This window comes from Novosphingobium sp. fls2-241-R2A-195 (genome assembly GCF_030209485.1).
Taxonomy (GTDB): domain Bacteria; phylum Pseudomonadota; class Alphaproteobacteria; order Sphingomonadales; family Sphingomonadaceae; genus Novosphingobium; species Novosphingobium resinovorum.
In genome coordinates this window covers 256,016-278,259 of the sequence record NZ_JARVRY010000006.1, presented here as the reverse complement: position 1 = coordinate 278,259, position 22,244 = coordinate 256,016, and the positions used below count along the sequence as shown (strand labels likewise).

Genomic DNA, 22,244 nt, shown 5'->3' with positions numbered 1-22,244 from the left:
ATGAACGACGACACCCGCGACACCCTGATGGCCGCCGCCCGCAAGGCTGCCGCCGGAGCTTATGCGCCTTATTCCAACTTTCATGTCGGGGCAGCGCTGCTGCTGGCCGACGGCACCGTGGTGACCGGCGCCAACGTGGAGAACGCGAGCTATGGTCTGTCGCTCTGCGCGGAGACGGTCGCGATCGCCGGAATTCTGGCGAAGGGCGACCGGCCTCAGTTGCAGGCTCTTGCGGTCACCGGCGGCGCGCCGGGCGCGGCCGGGCAGGGGCCTCAGGTGACGCCGTGCGGGCGCTGCCGCCAGATCATCAACGAGATCGCGCAGCTTGGCGGCACTGACCCCGTGGTCTGGTGCGACGGCGCCGAAGGCGTGCTGGAAACCCGGCTCTCCGAACTGCTGCCTTACGCCTTCGGACCTGCGAACCTGGGCTGAACACCCGGTCCCACACGGCGACGGGCAGGCACCATCCGTCGCATCTCCTATTGTCTATCTTTCAAGTTGAGATAATCTCCAGGCCAGTCGGGACGCATAGAGTCGACCGGCGGAAGCTCGATCAACTGGAGATTCCCATGGCAACGCTTCGCAATTTCCCTGAGCACGAGACGCCGCTGATCCTGCTGGTGCCCGGCACGCCGCTTACCCCCAAACACTGGATGAGCCGCTGGGCCCAATGGAGCGAGCACTGCCGCGTGGTGGAACTCGGCCTTTGGGATGAGCCGCACCGCAATACCTGGGTGAACAAGCTGAACCTCGCGATCCGCCGCGCCGATCGGCCGGTAGTGATCGTGACCGACGATATTGCTGCGCTGGCACTTGCCTGGTGGGTGGAGTTCGAGGTGTCCGGGGCAGAAAGCCCGGTAATCGGCGCGCTGATCGTCGATGCGCCCAACGTGGACCTTCCGGGCGCCGACCCGCGCCTGGCCGCCTTCGGTGCCTGCCCGCGCCAGCCGCTGCCGTTCACCTCGTTCCTCGTCGCCGATCTCGACGGTTCTGCGCAGCGCTCGATGCTGCGGCTGGCGAATGACTGGGGGGCTTGCCCGATCGCCGACGAGCCGCGCGGCGACTGGGGCGAGGGCTGGGTACTGCTCCAGTCCATCGTCGGCGCGCTGGGCGTGGAACTCGCCGAGCCGCACTGGGCGAGCAATACTGTGCGCGCGGAGCGTCGCCGAGCGGCGTTTTGACGCTGCACTCGCAATGACGAACGGGGGGCACTCAAACCCGCTCAGGCTGAGCTTGTCGAAGCCCCCGCGTTACACGCCGTCATTTCGGCAGTTAACGGCGCGTGGTCCCGTAGCAAATCCGGGACCACGCGGTTCAGGCCGCCTCGCGCTCCACAAGCCATTCCAGTAGCGCGGCCATGCAGTCGCGCCCCAGCTGTGCCGACCGTTCCGGGCTCCAGCCCTGCGCCTTGTCGGCGGCGGGGTTGTGGTCCTTGAATGGCATTTCCAACGTCATCGACACGGCGCCGTAGCGCTCGGCCAACTGGTTGGTGGACATTGTCAGGTTGCCCTTGCCCGGCCGGGTGAGGGGATAGCCCACCTTGGTCTGGAAATCGGGCGTGCGGCGCTCCAGTAAATCCGCGTAAAGGGTGTAGCCCGCCTGCTGCTCCTGCTTGAGCGAGGGGATGCCCTCGAAGCCCGCGAGGAACACCGCCGGGATCGCCTCGTCGCCGTGCACATCCATTGCGAAGTCGACGCCGGTTGCGTCCATCGCATCACGGATCGCCAGCACTTCGGGGGACTTCCCGGCCGTGGGTTCGGCCCACTCGCGGTTGAGGTTCACGCCTACGGCATTGGTCCGCAGGTGCCCCCGGCGCGAGCCATCGGGGTTGGCGTTGGGAACGACGTGCAGGGTGCAGCGCTTGCGCAGTTCCCGGCCTACCGAGCTGGCGGGATCGGCGAGCAGGTCTAGCGCGCCTTCCATCCACCACTCCGCCATCGATTCGCCGGGGTGCTGGCGGGCGTAGAGCCAGACCTGCAGCGGCCCGTCGCCCATGTCGAGGCAGTCGATCGCCTGCCCGTCGAGGGTCAGGCCCAGCGAGCGGTGCGACACGCCGTCCGCACCGGCGATCGCGGCGACGAGGTCGTGATGGCGCTCCATCGAATAGGGCGCGAAGTAGGCGAACCACGCGAGGTCGCCGACGGGTTCGTAGCGAATCGTCAGGGTGCCGCCGTCGCGGCTTTCATCGAACGTGCTTTCCGCCCGGCTCCAGTATTCGCGGTCCTCGGAGACGACGGCGTCATAGTTCGGCCAGCCCATCGGATAGGCGGAGCCGTTGAGGCCGGTGATGCGCAGCACCAGTTCGCGGCCCGCCGCGCCCGAGACGCGGAAGTGGAACCACTGGAAGAAGTCCGATTCGTGATCCTTGCGGATCGCGAGGCTCGCCTCGGGCCCGGATACAGAGAGGACTTCGATGTTGCCGGAATCGAACGAAGCGGTGATCTGGATGTCGGTCATTTTACCTGAATAGTTTCGCCCGACTGTCCCGGAAACCCCTTGAACAGCGCTTCGGCAACTTTAGCCGAGCCGAGCGGGGCCTGTGCCAGTGGCGAATCGCCGCGTACCACAAAGCCGGCGCGGCCTTCCCACAAGGCGGTGGCAGTGGGCGCGGCGGCGCGATCGCGGATGGAGACGAACACGCGCGTCTCGACCTGCTCCTTGGGCTTGCCGGAAAGATCGAAGCCGATACCGAGGCCCACGCCCGAGCCATAACCGCCGGTCCCGCCGCCGACGCCGACCGACACCGGGCTGTTCGAGCGCTGCGGCTGGTAGGTGTTGCGCTCCAGCGTCAGCAACGCGATTTGCGCGCTGGCTGCCTGTCCGGGAAGCGGTTCGGTATAGCCGATGCGCATCAGTTCACGCGCCACGGCGGCGGCATAAGTGCGGAATTCGAGGTTGTCGGCCTGCCCGGTTGCGGGCTCGACGCGGATTGTGCCGCGGCCGAGGCGCGACATGTCGGGCGCGTGGAAGCGTGTGACTTCGACCGGGCCGACCGGCGCGACGCAGGCGTTGAGGGCCAGCGCGGCGGTGAGGGCAAGCAGTGCGGGCAGGGTGCGCATGATTTCGAAGTCCTCTTCGCGGGGCCTTATGGTCCAGCCTCAGTGCCCTGCCGAGGGGGCTTCGACAAGCTCGGCCTGAGCGGACGTTATGTAACCCGCCTCGGGGTGTTGCAGTTCCGCTTTATCCCGCGCGGCCGACCCCGTCGGGACCGATCGCGTCGGCCTTGGGGAAGTTGTCGAAGAGGGCGCCCGCCAGCTTGGTGGCGATCATGCCGTCGGGCCACTTGTCGTCGCCTTCGCGGGTGGCGATCGTGGCGTAGCCTTCCCACAGCACCTTGCCACTGGCGCGATCGACGATCTGCGCGTCGAGGCGGGTGGAGACGAGGGCCGAGCGCGGCTTGGTCATGTCGATGTTGATGCCCAGGCCATAGGCCTGCCCGTACGTGCCCACTTCCATCGCGGCGGTGCCGCTGACGGGGCTGCGCTTTTCCTCGGCCGGGGTGAGCACCTGACGGGAGATACGCAGCTTGGTAATCTGCGGCTGCGGCGTGTCGGGATGGAGCGTGTCGTATCCGGCGCCGACAAGCGCATCGATGATCGCGGCCTCGTAGGCGCGCCGCGCGCCAGCCTCGACCCACGCGCCGTCGCCGGATTCCGATTCGACCGAGACAGGACCATGGCCGAGTTCGGCAACCGCAGCGGCGTCGGGCGAGACGAAGCGGCTTACTTCGACATGACCTTCGCGCGAATCTTTGGAACGGGTCTGCGTGCGCGGCGAATCAAGCATGGAACCGCCCCATCCGGGACGCCCCCATACGCCGCCCCAGCCAGGGCCGTACTGCGCCTGCGCCGAGGAAGCGAGCAGCGAGGCTGCGATCCCTGCGGCAATTCCCGCGGCTCTGAGCATTTTCATCGTGTTCCGGTCCGAATTCGGTGGCGTCGCGCCCAAGTTTTATCTTATGCGGGCCGCAACTTGCCCGCGCCTGAACGAAGATAGGCGTTGGCACGGGTGCCCGCAACGGCCCGCAACACTTGACTTTGTCGCGGGCTACCACTAACGGCGCCACTTCGAATTTCCGGCGGTCGGTAACCGCCACGATGACACGGACGAGATAGACCATGAAGATTCGCAACAGCCTGAAGTCGCTCAAGGACCGTCACCGGGACAACCGCGTGATCCGTCGTCGCGGCCGTACTTACGTCATCAACAAGACCAACCGTCGCTTCAAGGCCCGCCAGGGCTGATCCTGTCCGCCCGCTTCGGCGGGCGATAACAGGCGGACGGTTTCGTCGCGTGCATGAGGCCCCCGCCGATCGCGGGGGTCTTGTCATGTCTGCTGTCCGTGGAATTGATGCTGTCGTCTTCGACGTCGGCAAGGTGCTGATCGAGTGGGACATGCGCCTGCTGTTCGGCAAGCTGATCGTCGAGCTCGACCGGCTCGACTGGTTCATGGCCAACGTCGTCACGCAGGACTGGCACGTCGAGCACGACGGCGGCCGCGACCTCGCCGAGATGGTCGCCGCCCGCAAGGCCGAATTTCCCGGGCACGACGACCTGCTCGACGCCTACGCCACGCGCTTCGGCGAGACGATCCCCGGCAACGTCCCCGGCAGCCACGAGATCGTGCGCGAACTGGCTGCGGGCGGCGTGCCGCTCTTCGCCATCACCAACTTCGCTAGCGCGTTCTGGCATGAATACCGCGCCGGAGAGCCGCTGTTCGACCTGTTCGGAGACATCGTCGTCTCGGGCGACGAGAAACTGCTCAAGCCCGATGCGCGGATCTTCGATCTTGCTGCGCAGCGCTTCGGCCACGATCCGCGGGCAATGCTGTTCATCGATGACAACACCGCTAACATCGCCTCGGCACGGGAGTTGGGTTGGCAGGTCCATCACTTTGACAGCGCCGAGGCGCTGCGGGCAGATCTAACGGCGCGGGGCTTGTTGGCGATGCAAGACACCGCTGCACATTAACGATCGAATCGCTCCGATTTCACCGCTTTCGCCGTCTGCTTAATTTTCTTTCGCACTTGCAGCGAGAGCGCTTGGCAAGTCCCGATTCCTGTTGCATCAATCGGTCAACAGGGAGTCACAATGGCGACTGCGGGCAGCAAGAACTTCGACGAGATGCTCAATGCGGACGGCTCCGTTCGTCCCGCTTACGAAGAATTCCGCCAATGGTTCGATGGTCAGGACACCACCTGGCTGCGGCGGCAGGATGCGGAGGCTGAGCGCTTCTTCCGCCGCATCGGCATCACTTTCAACGTCTACGGGGATGACGCGGGCGAGGAACGCCTGATCCCCTTCGACATGATCCCCCGCATCATCACCGCGCGCGAATGGCGCAAGCTGACGCGCGGGATCGAGCAGCGGGTGCGGGCGATCAACGCCTTCCTGCAGGATCTCTACCACCGTCAGGAGATCATCCGCTCCGGCCGCCTGCCGATCGAGGCGCTGCGCAACAACGAGGCGTTCCTCAGCCAGATGATCGGCTTCACGCCGCCGGGCGGGGTCTACACGCATATCGTCGGCATCGACCTTGTGCGCACCGGGCCGGACGATTTCATGGTGCTCGAAGACAACGCTCGCACGCCCTCGGGCGTCTCCTACATGCTGGAGAACCGCGAGACGATGATGGCGATGTTCCCGGAACTGTTCACCAAGGTTCCGGTGCGCCCCGTCTCCGATTACCCGCGCCGTCTCGCCCGCAGTCTACGCGCCTGCGCGCCTGCAGCCTACAAGGGCGGCAAGCGGCCGGTGGTCGCGGTGCTGACGCCGGGCATCTACAACTCCGCCTACTTCGAACACGCCTTCCTCGCCGACCAGATGGGCGCGGAACTGGTCGAAGGCAGCGATCTGCGGGTCATGGACGGGCGCGTGTGCATGCGCACGACCACTGGCTACAAGGCGATCGACGTCATCTACCGCCGGGTGGACGACGATTATCTCGATCCGCTGACCTTCAATCCGAACTCGGTACTGGGCGTCGCGGGCATCTTTGACGTTTATCGTTCGGGCGGCGTCACCATCGCCAATGCGCCGGGCACCGGCATCGCCGACGACAAGGCGATCTACAGCTACATGCCGGAGATCGTCGAGTTCTACACCGGCGAGAAGCCGATCCTCCAGAACGTGCCGACCTGGCGCTGTTCGGAGGCGGATTCGCTAGGCTACGTGCTCGACAACCTTGCGGACCTCGTCGTCAAAGAAGTCCACGGTTCGGGCGGCTACGGAATGCTGATCGGCCCGACTTCCTCGAAAAAGGAGATCGCGGAGTTCGAGCAGAAACTGCGCGCCAAGCCGGGCAACTATATCGCCCAGCCGACGCTCTCGCTCTCGACCGTGCCGATCTTCACCAAGGAGGGCCTCGCGCCCCGGCACGTGGACTTACGGCCTTTCGTGCTCGTATCGCCCGACGGAATCGACATCACGCCGGGGGGGCTGACGCGCGTGGCGCTCAAGAAGGGATCGCTGGTGGTCAATTCCTCGCAAGGGGGCGGCACCAAGGACAGCTGGGTGCTGGACGAATGAGCGCGGTGGATATGAGCAGGGGCAAGAACTGATGCTGGGCCGAGGCGCGAACGGCGTCTACTGGATGAGCCGTTATCTCGAACGCGCGGAGAATACCGCACGGCTGATCGACGTGGGCTTTCACCTCGCGCTGACGCGGGGCAGTCGCCAGTCGCAGGACGAGGAGTGGAAGTCGGTCCTCACCACGACCGGCCAGCTTGAAGCCTATTGTGAAACCCACAGCGAGTTCACCGGCCCACAGGTGTTCAATTTTCTGCTGCGCGAAAAGGACAATCCCGGTTCAGTACTGGCGATGGTCGAGAACGCACGGACCAATGCGCGCGTGGTGCGCACCAGCCTGACCAACGCGGTGTGGGAGACCACCAACGAAGGCTGGATGAACTTGCGCGAACTGCTCGCGCGGCCGGTCCGCGAGACGAGTCTGGGTGAAGTGCTGCGCGAGATCCGCCGCACCGGGACGTTGGTGCGCGGCGCGCTCGAGGGCACGATGCTGCGCAACGAGGTGTTCAACTTCTCGCGCATCGGCACTTTCATCGAGCGGGCGGACAATACCGCGCGCATCCTCGACGTGAAGTACTACGTGCTGCTGCCGAGTGCGGCGTGGGTGGGCTCCAGCCTCGACAACGTGCAGTGGGACACGCTGCTGCGCTCGGTGGCCGGAAACAGAGCCTATTCGTGGCTCAACGCCGGTTCGATGGACCCGCGCGGCATCGCGAAGTTCCTGATCCTCGATGGGCAGTTCCCGCGCAGCCTTGTGTTCTGCTATGACAAGATCCGCAGCAACATGGCGGGGCTCGCCAAGGAATACGGTGTGGAGGTTCCGGCGCACGAACTGCTGCGCGATGCGGGGGCCAGGCTGCATCAGACCTCGATCGAGGAGATTTTCGAGACCGGCCTGCACGAATTCCTGCAGGATTTCATCGGCAAGACCATCGAGATCAGCAGCGCTATCGCCGCCGATTATCGGTTCAGCGAGTAGGAGGGCACAAGGGTGCTCCTGACCGTCAAGCACACCACGCGCTATGCCTTCGCCGGTAAGGTGACTCACGGGCTGCAGCGCCTGCGTCTCAAGCCCAAGTCGACACACGGGCAGGAAGTGCTCGACTGGCGCATGACGCTGGAGGGCGCGGCCACTCAGGCGTCCTATGAGGACCAGCATTACAATCATGTCGATCTCGTCTCGATCGAGCCGGGCGTGCCGGAGGTGGTGGTGACTTGCGAGGGCACCGTCCGGACGGTCGACAACAACGGCGTCGTCGGCCAGAACTTCGGGCTTATGCCGCTGTGGTGCTTCCTGCGGCCGACGAAGTTGACGAAGCCCGGTCCCAAGGTGCGGCAGCTCCTCGCCGGAATCGAGGCCGATCGCTCCGACCTCCTGGGTTATCTCCACACCCTGTCGAGCGTGATCGGCGAGCAGGTGGAGTACGTGCCGGGCACCACCGATTCGCAAACGACTGCCGAACAGGCGCTAGCGGCGGGGAAGGGCGTGTGTCAGGATCACGCGCATATCTTCATCGCCGCCGGACGCATGCTCGACGTGCCGATGCGTTACGTCGGCGGTTACCTGCGGATCGATGACCGCGTCGAGCAGGACGCTGGGCACGGCTGGGCCGAGGCGCATGTGCCCGGGCTCGGCTGGGTGGGCTTCGACGTTTCCAACGCGATCTGCCCGGACGAGCGCTATATCCGCGTGGCGACGGGCTGCGACTATTCAGAAGCCGCGCCGGTCACCGGTATTGCCATGGGGGCGGGAGAAACCCGACTCGACGTTCATCTATCGGTAGATGAGAATCGGGTAGGAATGCAGCAGCAGCAGTCCGCACAGGGCGGGCAGCAGCAGACGCAAGGCAGCTAGACCCTCACTGCACGGTGGGGTACGGGCGGCACCGGTTTTCACGGGGTTTGACGTAGTACCATGACTTATTGTGTCGGCATGATGCTGGATCGCGGGCTCGTCCTGATGAGCGACACGCGCACCAATTCGGGCGTCGACAACATCTCGACCTTCCGCAAGATGGTCCACTGGGAGATTCCCGGCGAGCGCATCATCTCGGTCATGACGGCGGGCAACCTCGCCACCACGCAGGCGGTCATCAGCCAGCTGGAAGAGCGCACCAAGGCCCCTTCCGAGCGGCACAATTCGCTGCTGGAAGCGCCGACGATGTTCAAGGTGGCCTCGATCGTGGGCAACCTGCTGCAGGACATCATCGAGGAGCGCGCCACCGACAACGGCCAGAAGGCGGCTGCCGGAACCTTCAGCGCCTCGATGATCGTTGCGGGCCAGATCAAGGGCATGGAACCGCGCCTGTTCCTGATCTACCCCGAGGGCAACTTCATCGAGGCAAGCTTCGACACGCCGTTCTTCCAGATCGGCGAGACCAAGTACGGCCGCCCGATCCTGATTCGCGGCTACGACCGCGACATGAGCTTCGAGAGTGCGGTGAAGCTGATGACGGTGTCGTTCGATTCGACGCTGAAGGCGAACCTCTCGGTCGGACTGCCGCTCGACCTGCTGGTGATCGAGCGGGACAACTTCACGCCCCGTCACGAGCGGCGGATCGATGCTTCCGATCCATATTTCCAGTCCGTCTCGACGAGTTGGAGCGAGGCGCTGCGCAATGCGCTCGACGGGTTGCCGGATTATCGGATGGGTTGAGGGCTTCGGTTTAGGCCCACCCCGCTGCGACTAGTTCGCTGCGCTCACAAGTCTCGCGGCCCTCCCGTAAACGGGAGGGCAAAGTGCAGGTCTCTCATTCCCCTCCCGTTTACGGGAGGGGGCAGGGGTGGGCCTCAGGTCTTTACATCCCACACCAGCGGCAGGTTACGGATCGAGAGCAGCCCCGGGAACACCGTCGTGTCCGCACCCGGTTTCGCCCGGAACTCGGGTATGCGGCTGAACCATTCCTCCAGCAGTACCCGCAACTCGCGCCGTGCCAGATGCGCGCCAAGGCAGATGTGCACCCCGCCGACGAAGGTGAAATGCCGGTTGGCTTTGCGCTCCGGATCGAACGTGCGCGGATCGTCGAAGCGCGCCGGGTCGAAGTTGCCCGCCGGGTTCAGGCACTGAAACGAATCGCCCTTGCGCACCTGAACCCCGTGCCATTCGAAGTCCTTCGTCGCCGTGCGCGTGGACGAGAGGATCGGCTGCGTGCGCAGGAACTCCTCGACCGCGCCGTTGATAAGCTCGGGCCGTTCGCGGATCGTGCGCTGGATTTCCGGCTGGAGCGCCATGCGCCGGAACATCTGCGCGATCGTCGCGGCCACGGTGTCCAGCCCGCCGAGCCAGAGGAACCAGACCATGCCGATCTTCTCGTCCTCGGTCGGGGGTCGGCCCTCGATCCGGCCATGGGCGATCGCGGAGACGAGATGGTCGTCCGGCGCGCGCTCCTTCTCGGCAATGAAAGCGCGCAGGAAATCGAGAACTCCGCGCAGCGCCGCCTGCATCCTGGCAAGGTCGCCCGAGTGCAGGATTTCCCACTCCCAATCGAGGAACTGCTCGAACATCTCTTCGGGAAAGCCCATCAGACCCATGAAGATGCGCACCGGGTAGACCCGGCCGAAGTCCCAGGCCATGTCCACTTCGCCTTTGCCGGCGACGGCATCGATCATCTCGACGACGACCTTGCGGATGCGCGGTTCCAGTTCGCGGGTGATCCGCGCGGGGCTGAAATAGGGCATCAGGTAGAGCCGGTACTTCTGGTGATCCGGCGGATCGATGGCGAGGGGAATCGACTTGAACGTCTCTCCGATCAGCCGCTGGAACTCGGCCGTCCCGGCGTTCGAGAAGTGGTCATTGTCGGTGTAGACCCGCTCGATGTCGGCATAATGCGAGACCACCCAGTTGCCGCGCCGGTTGCCCGAGATCGCACCGAGGCCATGCTGCATCGGCGGGTTGTAGAGAAGACGGGGAATCTCCTCGCCGTTGAGCCACGCGAAAGGTTCGTAAGGATCGACGAGATCGTTGGGCTCGCTGCCGTTGGCGAAGGACAAGTCGACCACGCGGTCCTTCGGCACGTTGTCCGGCGCCTCGTAGTCCACGCGGATGTCGTCAAGCGTTCGCGATTGTGGCATATTCGTCTCCCGGACGAATAGATGCCCGGACGGCCGCTCCGCAACAAGAGGGCCGGAAGCGAGACAAGCGACGCAATCCCGCCGTCTCGCGCCCCGCAATGCCAGTCATCGTCCCGGCGTTGCCCTGCGCGATTGTGCGAACCCGGCCCGGTTGCGACATGAGTGGTAACAGGATTTTTCGGGAGATTGAGTGATGGCCGAGTCTGACGCGCAGGAGATGGCGGCAAACGCCCGCAAGTACTGGTCGGCGGAAGGATATACCGAAGGCGGCGTGATTCGCGAGGTGGACTATGCCTCGCAGTCGGGCGGTCTCGATCCGATGTTCGAAGGTATCAAGATCGTCGATACCGACACCCACATCACCGAGGCGCCGGACCTCTTCACGAGCCGCGCACCGGCGGGCTGGAAGGACAAGATGCCGCGCGTGGAGCGGGTCAACGGCACCGACCGCTGGTTCGTGGGTGATCGTGACTTCGGCACGCTGGGCGGCAACGTCATCCGCGCCGACAACAACAAGCTGCTCGGGCGGCTGGCCTTCCCGAAGCTGGAACAGGCGCACCCCGGCGGCCACGAACTCAAGGCGCGCCTGCAGGCGATGGACGACATGGGCGTCCATGCGCAGATCTGCTTCCAGAATTCGGGCGTGACGCAAGCCGGTTCGCTGATGAGCCTGGGCGACCTCGACCTCGCGCTCAAGGTCATCCAGATCTACAACGACGCCTCGGCCGAGTTCCAGGAGACTTCCGGCCAGCGCATCTTCAACATGGCGCACCTGCCGTTCTGGGACCAGAAGGCGCTGGAAGCCGAAGCGAAGCGCTGCCACGACATCGGCCTCAAGGGCTTCGTGCTGCCCGACACGCCCGAGCGCGTCGGCGTGCCCAGCTTCAATTACGATTACTGGACGCCGTTCCTCGAGATGTGCGAGGCAACCGGCATGCCGCTGAACTTCCACCTCAATGCGGCGATCGATCCCAACACCCTGACCTGGGAAGGCTTCCAGTTCGAGCAGACGCTGTCGGTGGTGGCGACGATGTTCTCGATCGGCAACGCGGCGACGCTGGGCAACTGGATGGTCTCGGGTCGTCTCGACCGGCATCCCAAGCTCAAGATCGGCCTGATCGAGAGCGGCGCGGGCTGGGTGCCCTTCGCGGTCGAGGCGCTGGAGCACCAGTTCCGCGAGATGCTGCCGATCAAGCGCGACGTGCTCAAGAAGCAGCCCTGGGACTACTTCCGCGACCACTTCTTCTGCACCTTCTGGTTCGAGAAGATCGCGCCCAAGTATCTGCTGGAGATCATCGGCGTCGACAACGTCATGTTCGAGACCGATTTCCCGCACCCGACCTCGCTCTATCCGGGCGTGCAGGAGCACCTGAAGGACGTGTTGGGCGGTTATGACCACGCCACGCGCAAGAAGGTGCTGCAGGACAACGCGGTGCGTTTGTACAACCTGCCGTTCTGAAGCCGGAGAATCCTCCCCGTTCCGAAGGAATGGGGAGGGGGACCGCCCGCGTAGCGGGTGGTGGAGGGGAGAACCCCCTCCGTCAGCCCTGCGGACTGCCACCTCCCCGTCGCTTCGCGACAGGGAGGATCTTAGTGCCGGTAGAACAGCGTCACGGACGCCACGTGGTTCATTCGCGTGCGGCCTCGGGTCTGGTCGATGGTCTGGTTGAGATAGCCCAGTTCCAGCGTCGAGGAACCGGGCAGGCCCACTTCCGCGCCGACGAAGCTGCGCAGCTGGTCGAAGCCGCTGCGTGCACCCCAGTCGGTATCGTTGAACGCCACGAAACCTTCGGCATAGACCAGCGCGTTCACCGCATCGCTGCCCGCCTTGAGCGGATGTTCATAGCGAATCATCTCGCGCAGTCGCCAGCCAACGTCGCTGCCGTCAGAGCGCCAGCGCTGCTCCAGCCGCGTGCGTGACGACAGTTCGCCGCCGAAGGGCTTGCCGAGCGCGAGGTTCAGCTGCTGGAAACTGCGCTCCTCGTTGATGTCGCGTCCGCCGTCGACAGGGGTGATGACATGCGCATAGCCTTGGTAGAGCGTCGCCGACCGGGACAGCTTCACGCCCACCGCTCCGCGCAGCAGCAGCGCGTCGAGGCGCGAGATGCCGTCGCCCATGCGCGGCTGGAACTCGGCGAAATAGACCACGTCGCCGGAGATCGGCCCCATCGCCGTCAGGTTGATCCAGGCTTGCTCGTCCTGCGTCGTCTCTGCATGCGCGAGAGGTGCGCAAAGCGCGGCGGCAGCGATCAGGGCGAGGCGAGTGAGGCACGAATTCATGGCGCGGCGATATGGCTGGAACGTGTCGTATTAGTTGCTGGTGTGTCAGGTCTTATGTCGGATACGGCGTCGCGAAGCCCTCTTTCGCGATGAGCGATCCCGCACTAGTCTGACCCTCCAATAATAAGCAGGAGAGGTGTCATATGTTCGTGAAGCTAACCGGGGCAGACCGTACCGCGACCGCCATCAACGCCTCGCAGGTCACCTTCGTCTCGCAAGTGAGCGAAGGCACCCGCATCCGCTTCGGCGAGGGGCGCTCGGTCACCGTGGTAGAGCCGCTCGACGAGGTAATGGAGCGGCTGAACAAGACACTGTCCTTCCCGGAGACCTGAAGGGCTATTCCGGTTTCCAGCGCTTCAACCGGGCGCGGACTTCGGGGACGAGATCCTCGAAGGTCGCGACCCGGGTGATGCCGTAACGCTCGGCGGTGATGTCGACGTTGCCCTTGCGCCAGAAGCCATCGGGGCACAGCAGCACGATCCTGCCGCTGCGCCCGTGAAGGCCCAGTTCGAGCAGGCTGATCGGGCTCTGCGTGCCGGGCGCAAGGTACATGACGATCACGTCGGCGCTGTCGAGCGCGGACAGTTCCCATTCGACCTGCTGGCGAAAGTGCGGCTCCTCGGCCACGGGCTTCCACGCCGGGTCCCAGTCCGGGCGGCGCGGGTTGAGGAGGATCGCGGGCTCGTCGGCGAGCGCGGCGATCAGGTCCGCCTGCCAGTCCCGCGCGACGCCCATCTTGATGCTGCCACCGAGGAATACGCGCGGCCGGTCATGCGAGGGCGGTAGCGGCGTGGGCGATACGATGACCTCGGCGGCGAGAGCGGGCGAGGCAGCGAGCGGCAGGGCCATAAGCGCGGCGGCAATGCTTCTCAGCACGGTCAGAACGAATCCTTCGCGCTGCGCAGCGCCGCGAACGTCGCCACCGCGTCGCCGGGATGCTCCCAGCGCTTCTGGAGCGCCGGGTCGTCGGCACGCAGGAAGGGGTTGGTGCGCAGTTCCCGTTCCAGCTTGGTCGGCACTGTCGGCAGGCCTTTGTCGCGGCGGCGGGTGATTTCCTCGGCGTAGGCCTGGAGGTCGGCATTGTCGGGATCGGCATGGAGCGCGAAGCGGGCGTTCGACGCCGTATATTCGTGCGCGCAATAGATCATCGTCTCGCCGGGCAGGGCCTTGAGCCGCTTGAGCGACGCCCAGAACTGCTCGGGATTGCCCTCGAACATCCGCCCGCAGCCGAGCGCGAAAAGCGCGTCGCCGACGAAGGCGATGCACGACCTGGGCAAGTGATAGGCTATGTGGCCGTTGGTGTGGCCGCCGACGTCGATCACGAAAGCCTGCCGGTCGCCGATGGTGACGATGTCGCCCTGGCCGACAGCGCGATCGACTGCCTCGATCTTGTCCGCGTCCCCGGCCGGAGCGGTTACCCGGCAGCCGGTGACCGCCTTGATCGCGGCATTGCCGCCTGCGTGGTCGGGGTGCCAGTGGGTGTTCCAGATCTGGGTGATCTGCCAGCCCTTCCGGCCCGCCTGCCGCAGATATTCATCGGCGTCAGGGGTGTCGATGCAGACGGTTTCCTGGCTCACCGGATCGTGCAGCAGGTAGCCGTAGTTGTCAGACAGGCAGGGGAACTGGTGGACTTCGAGCATGGCACTCTCCTTGCGAGGGCTATCCTTGCGAGAGCGATGTAGGTCCTCAGTCGGGCTCTGGAAAGGGCAGGGAGAGCTGCCAACTGACGCCATGCACATCGCTGAGCCACGTGAACAGAGCCGCGAACTCGTAGCCGTCCAGCGGCATCATCACCTTGCCGCCTTCGCCCAGGACTTTCGCGGCGTGGCGAAGCTGCGCCTCGTCCTCGCAGTCAACGAAGATCGACGTCGCGGGGGTGAAGGTGAAGGCGTGCGGGATCGGGCTGTCGAACACCTGCCACTCGGTGCCGCCGAGCGTGAAGCGCGCGGAGGAGAGCTTGCCCTGCGCCTCGCCGCCGGAGTGGCGCTCCAGTTCCGCAACCTCGATGTGATCGGGAAACGCACGCTTCCACAGGATCAGCGCTTCCTGCGCATCGCCCTGGAACATGAGGAAGGGAGTGGCTTGCATGGTTTTCGATCCTTGCCCGGCTCGCAGGAACAAAGCGGGCGGGGCATCGCGGTTCCCCAAAAGCAAAAGCCCGCCCGGATCGCTCCGGGCGGGCTTTCACTGTTTCAGCTTCGATGAAGCCGAAGACCGTTCTTACGAACGCGCCTTCAGAGCCTCGCCGAGGATGTCGCCGAGCGAAGCGCCCGAGTCCGACGAACCGTACTGCTCCACGGCTTCCTTCTCTTCGGCCAGCTGGCGGGCCTTGACCGAGAAGTTCGGCTTCTTGGAACGGTCGAAACCGGTGACCATGGCGTCGAGCTTCTGGCCGACCTGGAAGCGGTCGGGGCGCTGCTCGTCGCGGTCGCGGCCGAGGTCCGAACGCTTGATGAAGCCGGTGGCGCCATCGTCGCCAGCCTGGACTTCCAGGCCGCCGTCGCGAACTTCGAGAACGGTGACGGTGACGACCTGGCCGCGGCGCAGGTTGCCTTCGGCAGCCGAGGAGGCGCCGCCGGCGGCCGGAGCGCCACGCTCAAGCTGCTTCATGCCGAGCGAGATGCGCTCCTTCTCGACGTCGACATCGAGAACCACGGCCGAAACCTGCTCGCCCTTGCGGTGCAGAGCCAGCGCGTCTTCGCCCGAGATGCCCCATGCGATGTCCGACATGTGAACCATGCCGTCCACGTCGCCGTCGAGGCCGATGAACAGACCGAATTCGGTCGCGTTCTTGACTTCGCCTTCGACCTGCGAGCCGACCGGGTGACGCTCTGCGAACGCTTCCCAGGGGTTCTGCTGGGCCTGCTTCAGGCCGAGCGAGATGCGGCGCTTGTCCGAATCGACTTCGAGAACGACCACTTCGACTTCCTGCGAGGTCGAAACGATCTTGCCCGGGTGGACGTTCTTCTTGGTCCAGGACATTTCCGAAACGTGGACGAGGCCCTCGATCCCGGCTTCCAGCTCCACGAAGGCGCCGTATTCGGTGATGTTGGTGACCGTGCCCTGCAGCTTCGCGCCGACCGGGTACTTGACGCCAGCGCCTTCCCACGGATCGCTTTCCAGCTGCTTCATGCCGAGGCTGATGCGCTGGGTTTCGCTGTTGATGCGGATGATCTGCACCTTCACGGTGTCGCCGATGGCGATCACTTCGCTCGGGTGGTTGACGCGCTTGTAGCTCATGTCGGTGACATGGAGCAGGCCGTCGATGCCGCCGAGGTCAACGAACGCACCGTAGTCGGTGATGTTCTTGACGACGCCGTCGATGACCTGGCCTTCGCTCAGCTTGTCGATCAGCTCGCTGCGCTGTTCGGCGCGGGTCTCTTCGAGCACGGCGCGGCGCGACACGACGATGTTGCCACGGCGACGGTCCATCTTGAGGATCTGGAAGGGCTGCGGCACGTCCATCAGCGGGGTGACGTCGCGCACGGGGCGGATGTCGACCTGCGAGCCGGGGAGGAATGCAACGGCGCCGTCGAGGTCGACGGTGAAGCCGCCCTTGACGCGGCCGAAGATCACGCCTTCGACGCGCTTGCCTTCGCCGAACTCGCTTTCCAGCTTGTCCCAGGCGGCTTCGCGGCGTGCACGGTCGCGCGACAGCATCGCTTCGCCGTCGGCGTTCTCGACGCGGTCGACGTAAACTTCGACTTCGTCACCGACCTTCAGGCCGTGGTCGTCTTCGCCACGAGCGAACTCGCGCAGCGACACGCGGCCTTCGCTCTTGAGGCCCACGTCGATGACGGCCTTGTCGTTCTCGATCGCGGTGACGGTGCCCTTGACGACGCGGCCTTCGAAGCCGTCGTCAGCGACGCCGCCGAGCTGCTCGTCGAGCATCTTCGCGAAATCGTCGCGGGTCGGATTGGCAACAGATGCCATCAACACATTTCCTTCGTTCGATTTTTCCGGCCTGGCGGTTGTATCCGCCGGTCTTTTCTCCGCTACCTGCACCATGCAGGAAAACGGGCCAAAGGGGCCGAACTGCCGCGGCGGCCGGATGCCGTTCGCGGCGCCCCTGAGGCAGATGCCTTTCGGGACCCGGGGCCATTACGCGCGAGGGGGCGGAAATGCAAGGGATTTGGCATTTTCCGTGACATCGGCGGCCCCGCAACGACCACGGTGCGCAAGCGGCGGCGTCACCCCTATCCGTGACTGATGCGCTGGCCGTCACTGTCCCCGCCTGCCTCGAGCGCGAACTGCCGGGCGATGGCAGTATCGAGCTTGTCGAGCGGGGTCAGTTTGGCGTCGCGCTTTTCGGCCGAGATGGCCTCCGCCTCCCACGCTTTCGCTGCAGCCATCGCGATACCCCGGCGGTTTTCGAGCGGCTCGCTGAGGGCTTTCGCGCGCTGCAGCGCTTCTTGCTCTCTGCAGAAAGTTGCTGACATGCGCATTTTGCTGCTCCCTTAGCGCTTCATGTTTTGAAGACCGGTGACCACGCCCGGCTTTTCGGTCGGCTTCGACGCGTTGGTCTTCGGCTTTGCCGCCTTGGGCTTGCGGACTTCGCGGTTCGATTTCTTCTGCGACTTGGCCATGTTCGTTCTTCCTGTGCTGGTTCGATGGAGCGCGCCGTCAGGCGGCGACGGCGTCCGGCAGGTGCGAAAATGCGGCCGCCGGACGGTAGATATTCGCCGCTTCCGAGCACAGATGGCGTTCGAGCAGCGAGAGAATCGTGGTGTCGGTCTCTGCGTCGAACTTGCGCGCGAACAGGTCTGGACTTGCCCGCAAGCGGTCGATGTCGCGTTCGTCGTAATTGCGCGGGCGCAGCTTGATGTCGCCATCGGGGACCCAGTCTATCATCCGCAGATCGTCGTTCATGACGATGCCGTGGCCGCCGCCGTTCATCATCACGGTCTGGAAGAAGGCTTCGTCCGCGATAAAACTGTTGCGATAGAATGTCTTGAACGATTCGGCTCGCCGATCATGGCAGACATATTCGCAGAAGCTGCGGGTCACGGCCTTCCACTGAGTGCCGATGAAGGGGGTGCTGCCCGCGGGGTAGGGGCGGGCGGCTCCCGGCGTCAGCTTGCCATGCTCTTCGGTGAACCGATGGCTGATGCGATTCAGGGTGTCAGGCCGTTCCTTGCGCTGATCGAGCGCGCGGATGAACTGCTTGCCCGGATTGGCTGCAAAGAATTGACGGATGTAGTTCTGGCTTTTGAGAGGAAAGTCCTGGCCGGACAGGTTTATGTAATGTGTCCAGCGACCGTCCATTTCGAGGAGACGAGCCATTCCGCGCAGTTCCGCATCGACGAGGCTGTACCCACCCCACAGCGCATTTTGGGGGTCGAGGATTGCGACCCCCTGATAGGGCTGCAGAAAGGACGCAATGTCATTCGCAAGGGCCTCGCCTGAGCTTTTGTCGACATGGATGACGTATTGATTTCCCGCTTGATAGATGGCCTCGAAGAGCCGCTTGAACTGTGCCGGATAGCGGTGAACGAGCAGGAAATAAGCAATCATGCGGTTGTCCATTTCGAGCCGCGCATGACTGGCTGTCAAAATCCAGGCAATGGCGGCAACGTTTCCTGTCTCAGGAAAGCCGATCGAAAAGTATTTTTGATCGTGAAGAGACACCGCTGGACAGGGTTGCGATGAAATAAATTGCAACAGCGTGGCGAATACATGGCTATTCGCTGGAGATATTACAAGGTTTCCCGAAGGCGATGGTTTCGCTCGATCAGGAGCGGCGCTCGTGGGCAGGGCGGGAAATTCCGTTTCTCGCGCAATGGGGCCGCCAACATCGCTGGCTGAATTTTCTCATGTCGCTATCATGCCGTTCGGGAGAAAAGAGATGTCCGAACGGCTCGTGTGCCATCTGGCGCAATATGCGGCGTATCACCGCGACCGGCGCAACGTCATGACGCACATGATCGGCATTCCGATGATCGTGCTGGCGGTCGAGGTGCTGCTGGCGCGGCCCCGGATCGAGATCGCCGGAATTGGCCTTGCAGCCATCGACTTCGCCATCGTCGCGGTGTGCTGCTTCTACTTCACACTCGACCGCAGGCTGGCCTGTGGCATGGCCACGGTGCTTGCGGTGGGCAAGGTGATCGGCGGCAAGCTGGCCGAGCAGGATACCGCGACCTGGCTGGTCTGGGGACTAAGCCTGTTCGTAGTGGGCTGGCTATTCCAGCTGCTCGGTCACAAGTGGGAAGGGCGCAAGCCCGCTTTCCTCGACGACGTGCGCGGCCTGCTGATCGGCCCGCTGTTCGTGCTGGCCGAGGCGGTGTTCCACTTCGGCAGGCGGCTCGAACTGCGCGGGGCAATCGAAAGGCGGCTCGCTCAGGCCGACTGAACGAGCGCGTCCACGGCGGCGATGGCGGCGGCGATCGCTTCCTCCCGCTTGAGGGTAGAGGTGTCGATCACCAGCGCATCGGCGGCGGCGACCAGCGGGGCGTCCTTGCGGCCCTTGTCGCGGGCGTCGCGGGCGGCGAGGTCGGCGGCGATCTCTTCCAGCGAAGCGTCGCGGCCATGCGCCTGCATTTCGAGGAAGCGCCGCTGTGCGCGGGCCTCGACCGAGGCGACGACGAACAGCTTGGCCTCGGCCTCCGGCGCGATGACGGTGCCGATGTCACGCCCGTCGAGCACGGCGCCGCCGGGCTGGGTGGCGAAGCTGCGCTGCCGATCGAACAGGGCCTGGCGCACGGCCGGGTGGATCGAGACGCGGCTGGCGAGGCCGCCAGTCGCCTCGGAGCGCAGTTCGGGATCGGCCAGCAGTTCGGGCGCGAACGTGCAGGCGGCCAGCGCGTCGGCCGAATCGTCCGGATTGCCGCCGCTCAGCGCGCACTGGCGGCCTACCGCGCGGTAGAGCAGCCCGGTGTCGAGATGCGGCAGGTGGAAGTGCGCGGCCAGCGCCTTGGCGATCGTGCCCTTGCCCGATGCGGTCGGTCCGTCGACGGCGATGATCATGCGGTCAGGCCCTCCAGCATGGCTTCGAACACGGGGAAGCTGGTGGCGATCGGGCGCACGTCGTCTACTTCGACGCCCGCACGGCTGGCGAGGCCGGCGACCGCCATCGACATGGCGATGCGGTGGTCGAGGTGGGTGGCGATGGCGCCGTTGGTGCCGACCAGCGGCTCGCCGCCGGAGCCGGTGATGACCAGGCCGTCCTCGGTCTCGCGCACGGTGACACCGGCGGCGGCGAGGGCGGTCGCCATCACGGAGATACGGTCCGATTCCTTGACGCGCAGTTCTTCGAGGCCCGTGGTGGTGGTGACGCCCTCGGCCAGCGCGGCGGCGACGAAGAGGACGGGGAACTCATCCACCATGGCGGGCACGATCGCGGGATCGACTTCGATGCCCTTGAGCGCGGAGTGCCTGACCAGCAGGTCGGCGACCGGCTCGCCGCCGACTTCGCGCGGATTCACTTCCTCAATGGAGCCGCCCATCTGGCGCAGCACTTCGACGATCCCGGCGCGGGTGGGATTGAGGCCGACGTTCTCGATCAGCACTTCGCTGCCCGGGATCACCAGAGCGGCGACGATGAAGAAGGCGGCGGACGAAGGATCGCCCGGAACTTCGATGGTCTGCGGCTTCAGTTCGGCCTCGCCCCGGATCGAGATGACCCGCGCGCCGTCGGCATCCGTCTCGACGGTGAGATCGGCGCCGAATCCGCGCAGCATCCGCTCGGAGTGGTCGCGGGTGGGCACCGGCTCGATGACGGTGGTGATGCCGGGCGTGTTGAGGCCCGCAAGCAGGATCGCGCTCTTCACCTGTGCCGAGGCCATCGGCAGGCGGTAGCGGATCGGCACCGCCGGGCTGGCGCCCTTGAGGATGAGGGGCAGGCGGCCGCCTTCCGATGCCTCGAAGCTGGCGCCCATCTCGGAAAGCGGATCGATGACGCGGCCCATCGGGCGCTTGGAGAGCGAGCCGTCGCCGATGAAGGTCGCGGTGATCGGGTGGCTGGCGACGAGGCCCATCAAGAGGCGCGTCGACGTGCCCGAATTGCCCATGTCGAGCGGCGCTTCGGGCTGGAGCAGCGCACCCACGCCGACGCCGTTGACGGTCCAGGCGCCTTCCCCGGTGCGCGTCACGGTGGCGCCCATCGCGCGCATGGCTGCTGCGGTGGAAAGCACGTCCTCGCCTTCGAGCAGGCCGGTCACCTTCGTCTCGCCCACCGCCAGCGTGCCCAGCATGATCGAGCGATGGCTGATCGACTTGTCGCCCGGAACCCGGATTCGCCCTTTGAGCGGCCCGGTCGGCAGGAAGCGGCGGGGGCGCATGTTCAGGGTGTCGTGGCTCACGGGGTTGGACTTTCGAGGCTGGAATGCTGCAAAAACGGGGCGGCTTTTGACAGCGCCTGTCCGCTATGGCAAGGCGCGCGCCCTGATGCGGCCTTGCGCGCCTAATCTCGCGAGACTTGATTAAGTGCGCAGGCTTTCCCATCAAGACACGCAATTTACTTCGCCCGCGCCATCCGGAACGGGCCAGACGAGGACTTTCCATGGCCAAGGCTGAATGGGGCGCCAAGCATGGCTGCCCGAAATGCGGCACCCGCTTCTACGACCTGGGCAAGGATGACCCGGTCACCTGCATCGAATGCGGCAACGAATGGACCCCCGAGCCGGTGCTCAAGTCCAAGCAGCCGATTCCCTATGAGGAAATCCAGAAGAAGAAGGAAGTCGTCGAGACCGAGGACGAGGATCTGGCCGAAGAGGATCTCGACATCGATGACGACGGCGATTCGCCGGACAACGATGTGGACCTCGGCGGCGACGACGATCTCGGCATCGGCGCCGGCGGCGACGACGAAGACCATGACAACTGATCTGACACGGGGCCGGTCCGCTTTATAGCGAACCGGCCCCGGCTGATTCTGGGGTGCTTGTTCGGTGGCGCGCGCTGCCACGCTTTCGCTTCTCGCCTACGCTCCCACCTTCCTCGCCATTCCCGCGAAGGCGGGAACCCATCTCCTGAAGGCGCCTGCCCGCACTGGCATCAGTTGGGTCCCCGCCTTCGCGGGGATGACAAAAGTGTGGGGCAGGACAGTGGTGTGGGGCGGCGAACCGGTCTGCGATAGCGCCTCAAAACTCGGCGCCGAAAAAAATCGACATCACGCAAATTTTCCTCTTGCCAAGTTTTCAGACCGCCCGTAGATGGCGGCCTCCCAAGCGGAGGCGCTTCTTCGAAACGCCGAAAACAAGGGAAACGGGTTGGTTCTCCCAGAACTAACTTGCTGAAATGATTGGGGCCTTAGCTCAGCTGGGAGAGCGCCTGCATGGCATGCAGGAGGTCAGCGGTTCGATCCCGCTAGGCTCCACCATTTCGCTACATTGAAGTTTCGCATGATTGCGACACGCTGGTTGACGAGG

The 22,244-nt window shown here is 64.9% G+C and carries 26 protein-coding genes and 1 tRNA gene; 13 read left to right on the top strand and 14 right to left on the bottom strand.

Annotation, left to right across the window (positions count from 1 at the left end; genetic code table 11):
- Nucleotides 1-432: a cytidine deaminase gene (locus tag QRN25_RS06655; protein WP_285018138.1), complete on the top strand. Its 432-nt coding sequence runs from the start codon at nucleotides 1-3 to the stop codon at nucleotides 430-432.
- Nucleotides 433-569: 137 nt separating this feature from the next.
- On the top strand, nucleotides 570-1,181 hold the full coding sequence (locus tag QRN25_RS06650; RefSeq protein ID WP_285018136.1) for an RBBP9/YdeN family alpha/beta hydrolase: 612 nt from the start codon (nucleotides 570-572) through the stop codon (nucleotides 1,179-1,181).
- A gap of 133 nt (nucleotides 1,182-1,314) precedes the next feature.
- Here the strand turns inward: QRN25_RS06650 and QRN25_RS06645 are convergent, their stop codons facing one another.
- From QRN25_RS06645 to QRN25_RS06635, 3 genes are all read right to left on the bottom strand, one after another.
- The gene (locus QRN25_RS06645) at nucleotides 1,315-2,457 is read right to left on the bottom strand and encodes a M14 family metallopeptidase (RefSeq protein ID WP_285018134.1); all 1,143 of its coding nucleotides are present in this window, start codon (nucleotides 2,455-2,457) and stop codon (nucleotides 1,315-1,317) included.
- Nucleotides 2,454-3,059, bottom strand: coding sequence for a DUF4136 domain-containing protein (locus QRN25_RS06640; RefSeq protein WP_036522527.1), 606 nt, complete (start codon nucleotides 3,057-3,059; stop codon nucleotides 2,454-2,456). Before QRN25_RS06640 ends, QRN25_RS06645 begins: the two co-directional genes overlap by 4 nt.
- A gap of 121 nt (nucleotides 3,060-3,180) precedes the next feature.
- Nucleotides 3,181-3,912 carry a DUF4136 domain-containing protein gene (locus QRN25_RS06635; RefSeq protein ID WP_285018132.1) on the bottom strand — a complete coding sequence of 244 codons (732 nt, stop codon included), beginning with the start codon at nucleotides 3,910-3,912 and terminating at the stop codon, nucleotides 3,181-3,183.
- A 206-nt stretch (nucleotides 3,913-4,118) separates the two neighbouring features.
- Between QRN25_RS06635 and ykgO the strand changes: the two genes are divergently transcribed.
- The 6 genes from ykgO to QRN25_RS06605 all read left to right on the top strand — a co-directional run bounded on the left by ykgO (nucleotide 4,119) and on the right by QRN25_RS06605 (nucleotide 9,184).
- Nucleotides 4,119-4,244 carry a type B 50S ribosomal protein L36 gene (gene ykgO, locus QRN25_RS06630; RefSeq protein ID WP_003046794.1) on the top strand — a complete coding sequence of 42 codons (126 nt, stop codon included), beginning with the start codon at nucleotides 4,119-4,121 and terminating at the stop codon, nucleotides 4,242-4,244.
- Nucleotides 4,245-4,329: 85 nt separating this feature from the next.
- Nucleotides 4,330-4,971: an HAD family hydrolase gene (locus QRN25_RS06625; protein WP_285018085.1), complete on the top strand. Its 642-nt coding sequence runs from the start codon at nucleotides 4,330-4,332 to the stop codon at nucleotides 4,969-4,971.
- Nucleotides 4,972-5,091: 120 nt separating this feature from the next.
- A complete protein-coding gene (locus QRN25_RS06620) occupies nucleotides 5,092-6,528 on the top strand; it encodes a circularly permuted type 2 ATP-grasp protein (protein ID WP_008829100.1) in 1,437 nt (478 codons plus the stop codon).
- A 31-nt stretch (nucleotides 6,529-6,559) separates the two neighbouring features.
- Entirely contained in the window at nucleotides 6,560-7,507 is a 948-nt protein-coding gene (locus QRN25_RS06615) for an alpha-E domain-containing protein (RefSeq protein ID WP_271181742.1), read from the top strand.
- 12 nt (nucleotides 7,508-7,519) lie between these two features.
- A complete protein-coding gene (locus QRN25_RS06610) occupies nucleotides 7,520-8,383 on the top strand; it encodes a transglutaminase family protein (protein ID WP_285018084.1) in 864 nt (287 codons plus the stop codon).
- Nucleotides 8,384-8,443: 60 nt separating this feature from the next.
- Complete coding sequence (locus QRN25_RS06605) at nucleotides 8,444-9,184, top strand: proteasome-type protease (RefSeq protein WP_008829097.1); 741 nt, start codon at nucleotides 8,444-8,446, stop codon at nucleotides 9,182-9,184.
- Between the two features lie 134 nt (nucleotides 9,185-9,318).
- Here QRN25_RS06605 and QRN25_RS06600 read toward each other — a convergent pair whose 3' ends face one another.
- On the bottom strand, nucleotides 9,319-10,599 hold the full coding sequence (locus QRN25_RS06600; protein ID WP_285018083.1) for a cytochrome P450: 1,281 nt from the start codon (nucleotides 10,597-10,599) through the stop codon (nucleotides 9,319-9,321).
- Between the two features lie 193 nt (nucleotides 10,600-10,792).
- On the opposite strand from QRN25_RS06600, the gene QRN25_RS06595 reads away from it, so the two are divergent.
- Nucleotides 10,793-12,058: an amidohydrolase family protein gene (locus QRN25_RS06595; protein WP_285018082.1), complete on the top strand. Its 1,266-nt coding sequence runs from the start codon at nucleotides 10,793-10,795 to the stop codon at nucleotides 12,056-12,058.
- 131 nt (nucleotides 12,059-12,189) lie between these two features.
- Here the strand turns inward: QRN25_RS06595 and QRN25_RS06590 are convergent, their stop codons facing one another.
- Nucleotides 12,190-12,879 (bottom strand): DUF2490 domain-containing protein, encoded by a 690-nt coding sequence (locus QRN25_RS06590; protein WP_285018081.1) that lies wholly within the window; start codon nucleotides 12,877-12,879, stop codon nucleotides 12,190-12,192.
- A gap of 143 nt (nucleotides 12,880-13,022) precedes the next feature.
- Here QRN25_RS06590 and QRN25_RS06585 point away from each other — a divergent pair, with 143 nt between their 5' ends.
- On the top strand, nucleotides 13,023-13,211 hold the full coding sequence (locus tag QRN25_RS06585; protein ID WP_285018080.1) for a hypothetical protein: 189 nt from the start codon (nucleotides 13,023-13,025) through the stop codon (nucleotides 13,209-13,211).
- Between the two features lie 4 nt (nucleotides 13,212-13,215).
- Here the strand turns inward: QRN25_RS06585 and QRN25_RS06580 are convergent, their stop codons facing one another.
- From QRN25_RS06580 to QRN25_RS06550, 7 genes are all read right to left on the bottom strand, one after another.
- Nucleotides 13,216-13,755, bottom strand: coding sequence for a nucleoside 2-deoxyribosyltransferase domain-containing protein (locus QRN25_RS06580; protein WP_285018079.1), 540 nt, complete (start codon nucleotides 13,753-13,755; stop codon nucleotides 13,216-13,218).
- Nucleotides 13,756-13,757: 2 nt separating this feature from the next.
- Nucleotides 13,758-14,519 carry a hydroxyacylglutathione hydrolase gene (gene gloB, locus QRN25_RS06575; RefSeq protein ID WP_285018078.1) on the bottom strand — a complete coding sequence of 254 codons (762 nt, stop codon included), beginning with the start codon at nucleotides 14,517-14,519 and terminating at the stop codon, nucleotides 13,758-13,760.
- A 46-nt stretch (nucleotides 14,520-14,565) separates the two neighbouring features.
- Entirely contained in the window at nucleotides 14,566-14,967 is a 402-nt protein-coding gene (locus tag QRN25_RS06570; protein ID WP_285018077.1) for a VOC family protein, read from the bottom strand.
- 132 nt (nucleotides 14,968-15,099) lie between these two features.
- On the bottom strand, nucleotides 15,100-16,812 hold the full coding sequence (gene rpsA / locus QRN25_RS06565; RefSeq protein ID WP_271181733.1) for a 30S ribosomal protein S1: 1,713 nt from the start codon (nucleotides 16,810-16,812) through the stop codon (nucleotides 15,100-15,102).
- Nucleotides 16,813-17,075: 263 nt separating this feature from the next.
- Nucleotides 17,076-17,231: a hypothetical protein gene (locus tag QRN25_RS06560; protein ID WP_285018076.1), complete on the bottom strand. Its 156-nt coding sequence runs from the start codon at nucleotides 17,229-17,231 to the stop codon at nucleotides 17,076-17,078.
- Nucleotides 17,232-17,336: 105 nt separating this feature from the next.
- Entirely contained in the window at nucleotides 17,337-17,465 is a 129-nt protein-coding gene (locus QRN25_RS06555; protein ID WP_285018075.1) for a hypothetical protein, read from the bottom strand.
- Nucleotides 17,466-17,502: 37 nt separating this feature from the next.
- A complete protein-coding gene (locus QRN25_RS06550; protein WP_285018074.1) occupies nucleotides 17,503-18,507 on the bottom strand; it encodes a beta-1,6-N-acetylglucosaminyltransferase in 1,005 nt (334 codons plus the stop codon).
- 217 nt (nucleotides 18,508-18,724) lie between these two features.
- Here QRN25_RS06550 and QRN25_RS06545 point away from each other — a divergent pair, with 217 nt between their 5' ends.
- Nucleotides 18,725-19,228 (top strand): Mpo1 family 2-hydroxy fatty acid dioxygenase, encoded by a 504-nt coding sequence (locus tag QRN25_RS06545; protein ID WP_285018073.1) that lies wholly within the window; start codon nucleotides 18,725-18,727, stop codon nucleotides 19,226-19,228.
- Here QRN25_RS06545 and QRN25_RS06540 read toward each other — a convergent pair.
- The gene (locus QRN25_RS06540; RefSeq protein ID WP_285018072.1) at nucleotides 19,216-19,842 is read right to left on the bottom strand and encodes a (d)CMP kinase; all 627 of its coding nucleotides are present in this window, start codon (nucleotides 19,840-19,842) and stop codon (nucleotides 19,216-19,218) included. The genes QRN25_RS06545 and QRN25_RS06540 overlap by 13 nt on opposite strands.
- The gene (aroA, locus tag QRN25_RS06535) at nucleotides 19,839-21,155 is read right to left on the bottom strand and encodes a 3-phosphoshikimate 1-carboxyvinyltransferase (protein WP_285018315.1); all 1,317 of its coding nucleotides are present in this window, start codon (nucleotides 21,153-21,155) and stop codon (nucleotides 19,839-19,841) included. Before aroA ends, QRN25_RS06540 begins: the two co-directional genes overlap by 4 nt.
- Nucleotides 21,156-21,376: 221 nt before the next feature.
- On the opposite strand from aroA, the gene QRN25_RS06530 reads away from it, so the two are divergent.
- Complete coding sequence (locus QRN25_RS06530) at nucleotides 21,377-21,700, top strand: TIGR02300 family protein (protein WP_008829084.1); 324 nt, start codon at nucleotides 21,377-21,379, stop codon at nucleotides 21,698-21,700.
- Between the two features lie 419 nt (nucleotides 21,701-22,119).
- A tRNA-Ala gene (locus tag QRN25_RS06525) sits at nucleotides 22,120-22,195 on the top strand.
- Nucleotides 22,196-22,244 lie beyond the last annotated feature (49 nt).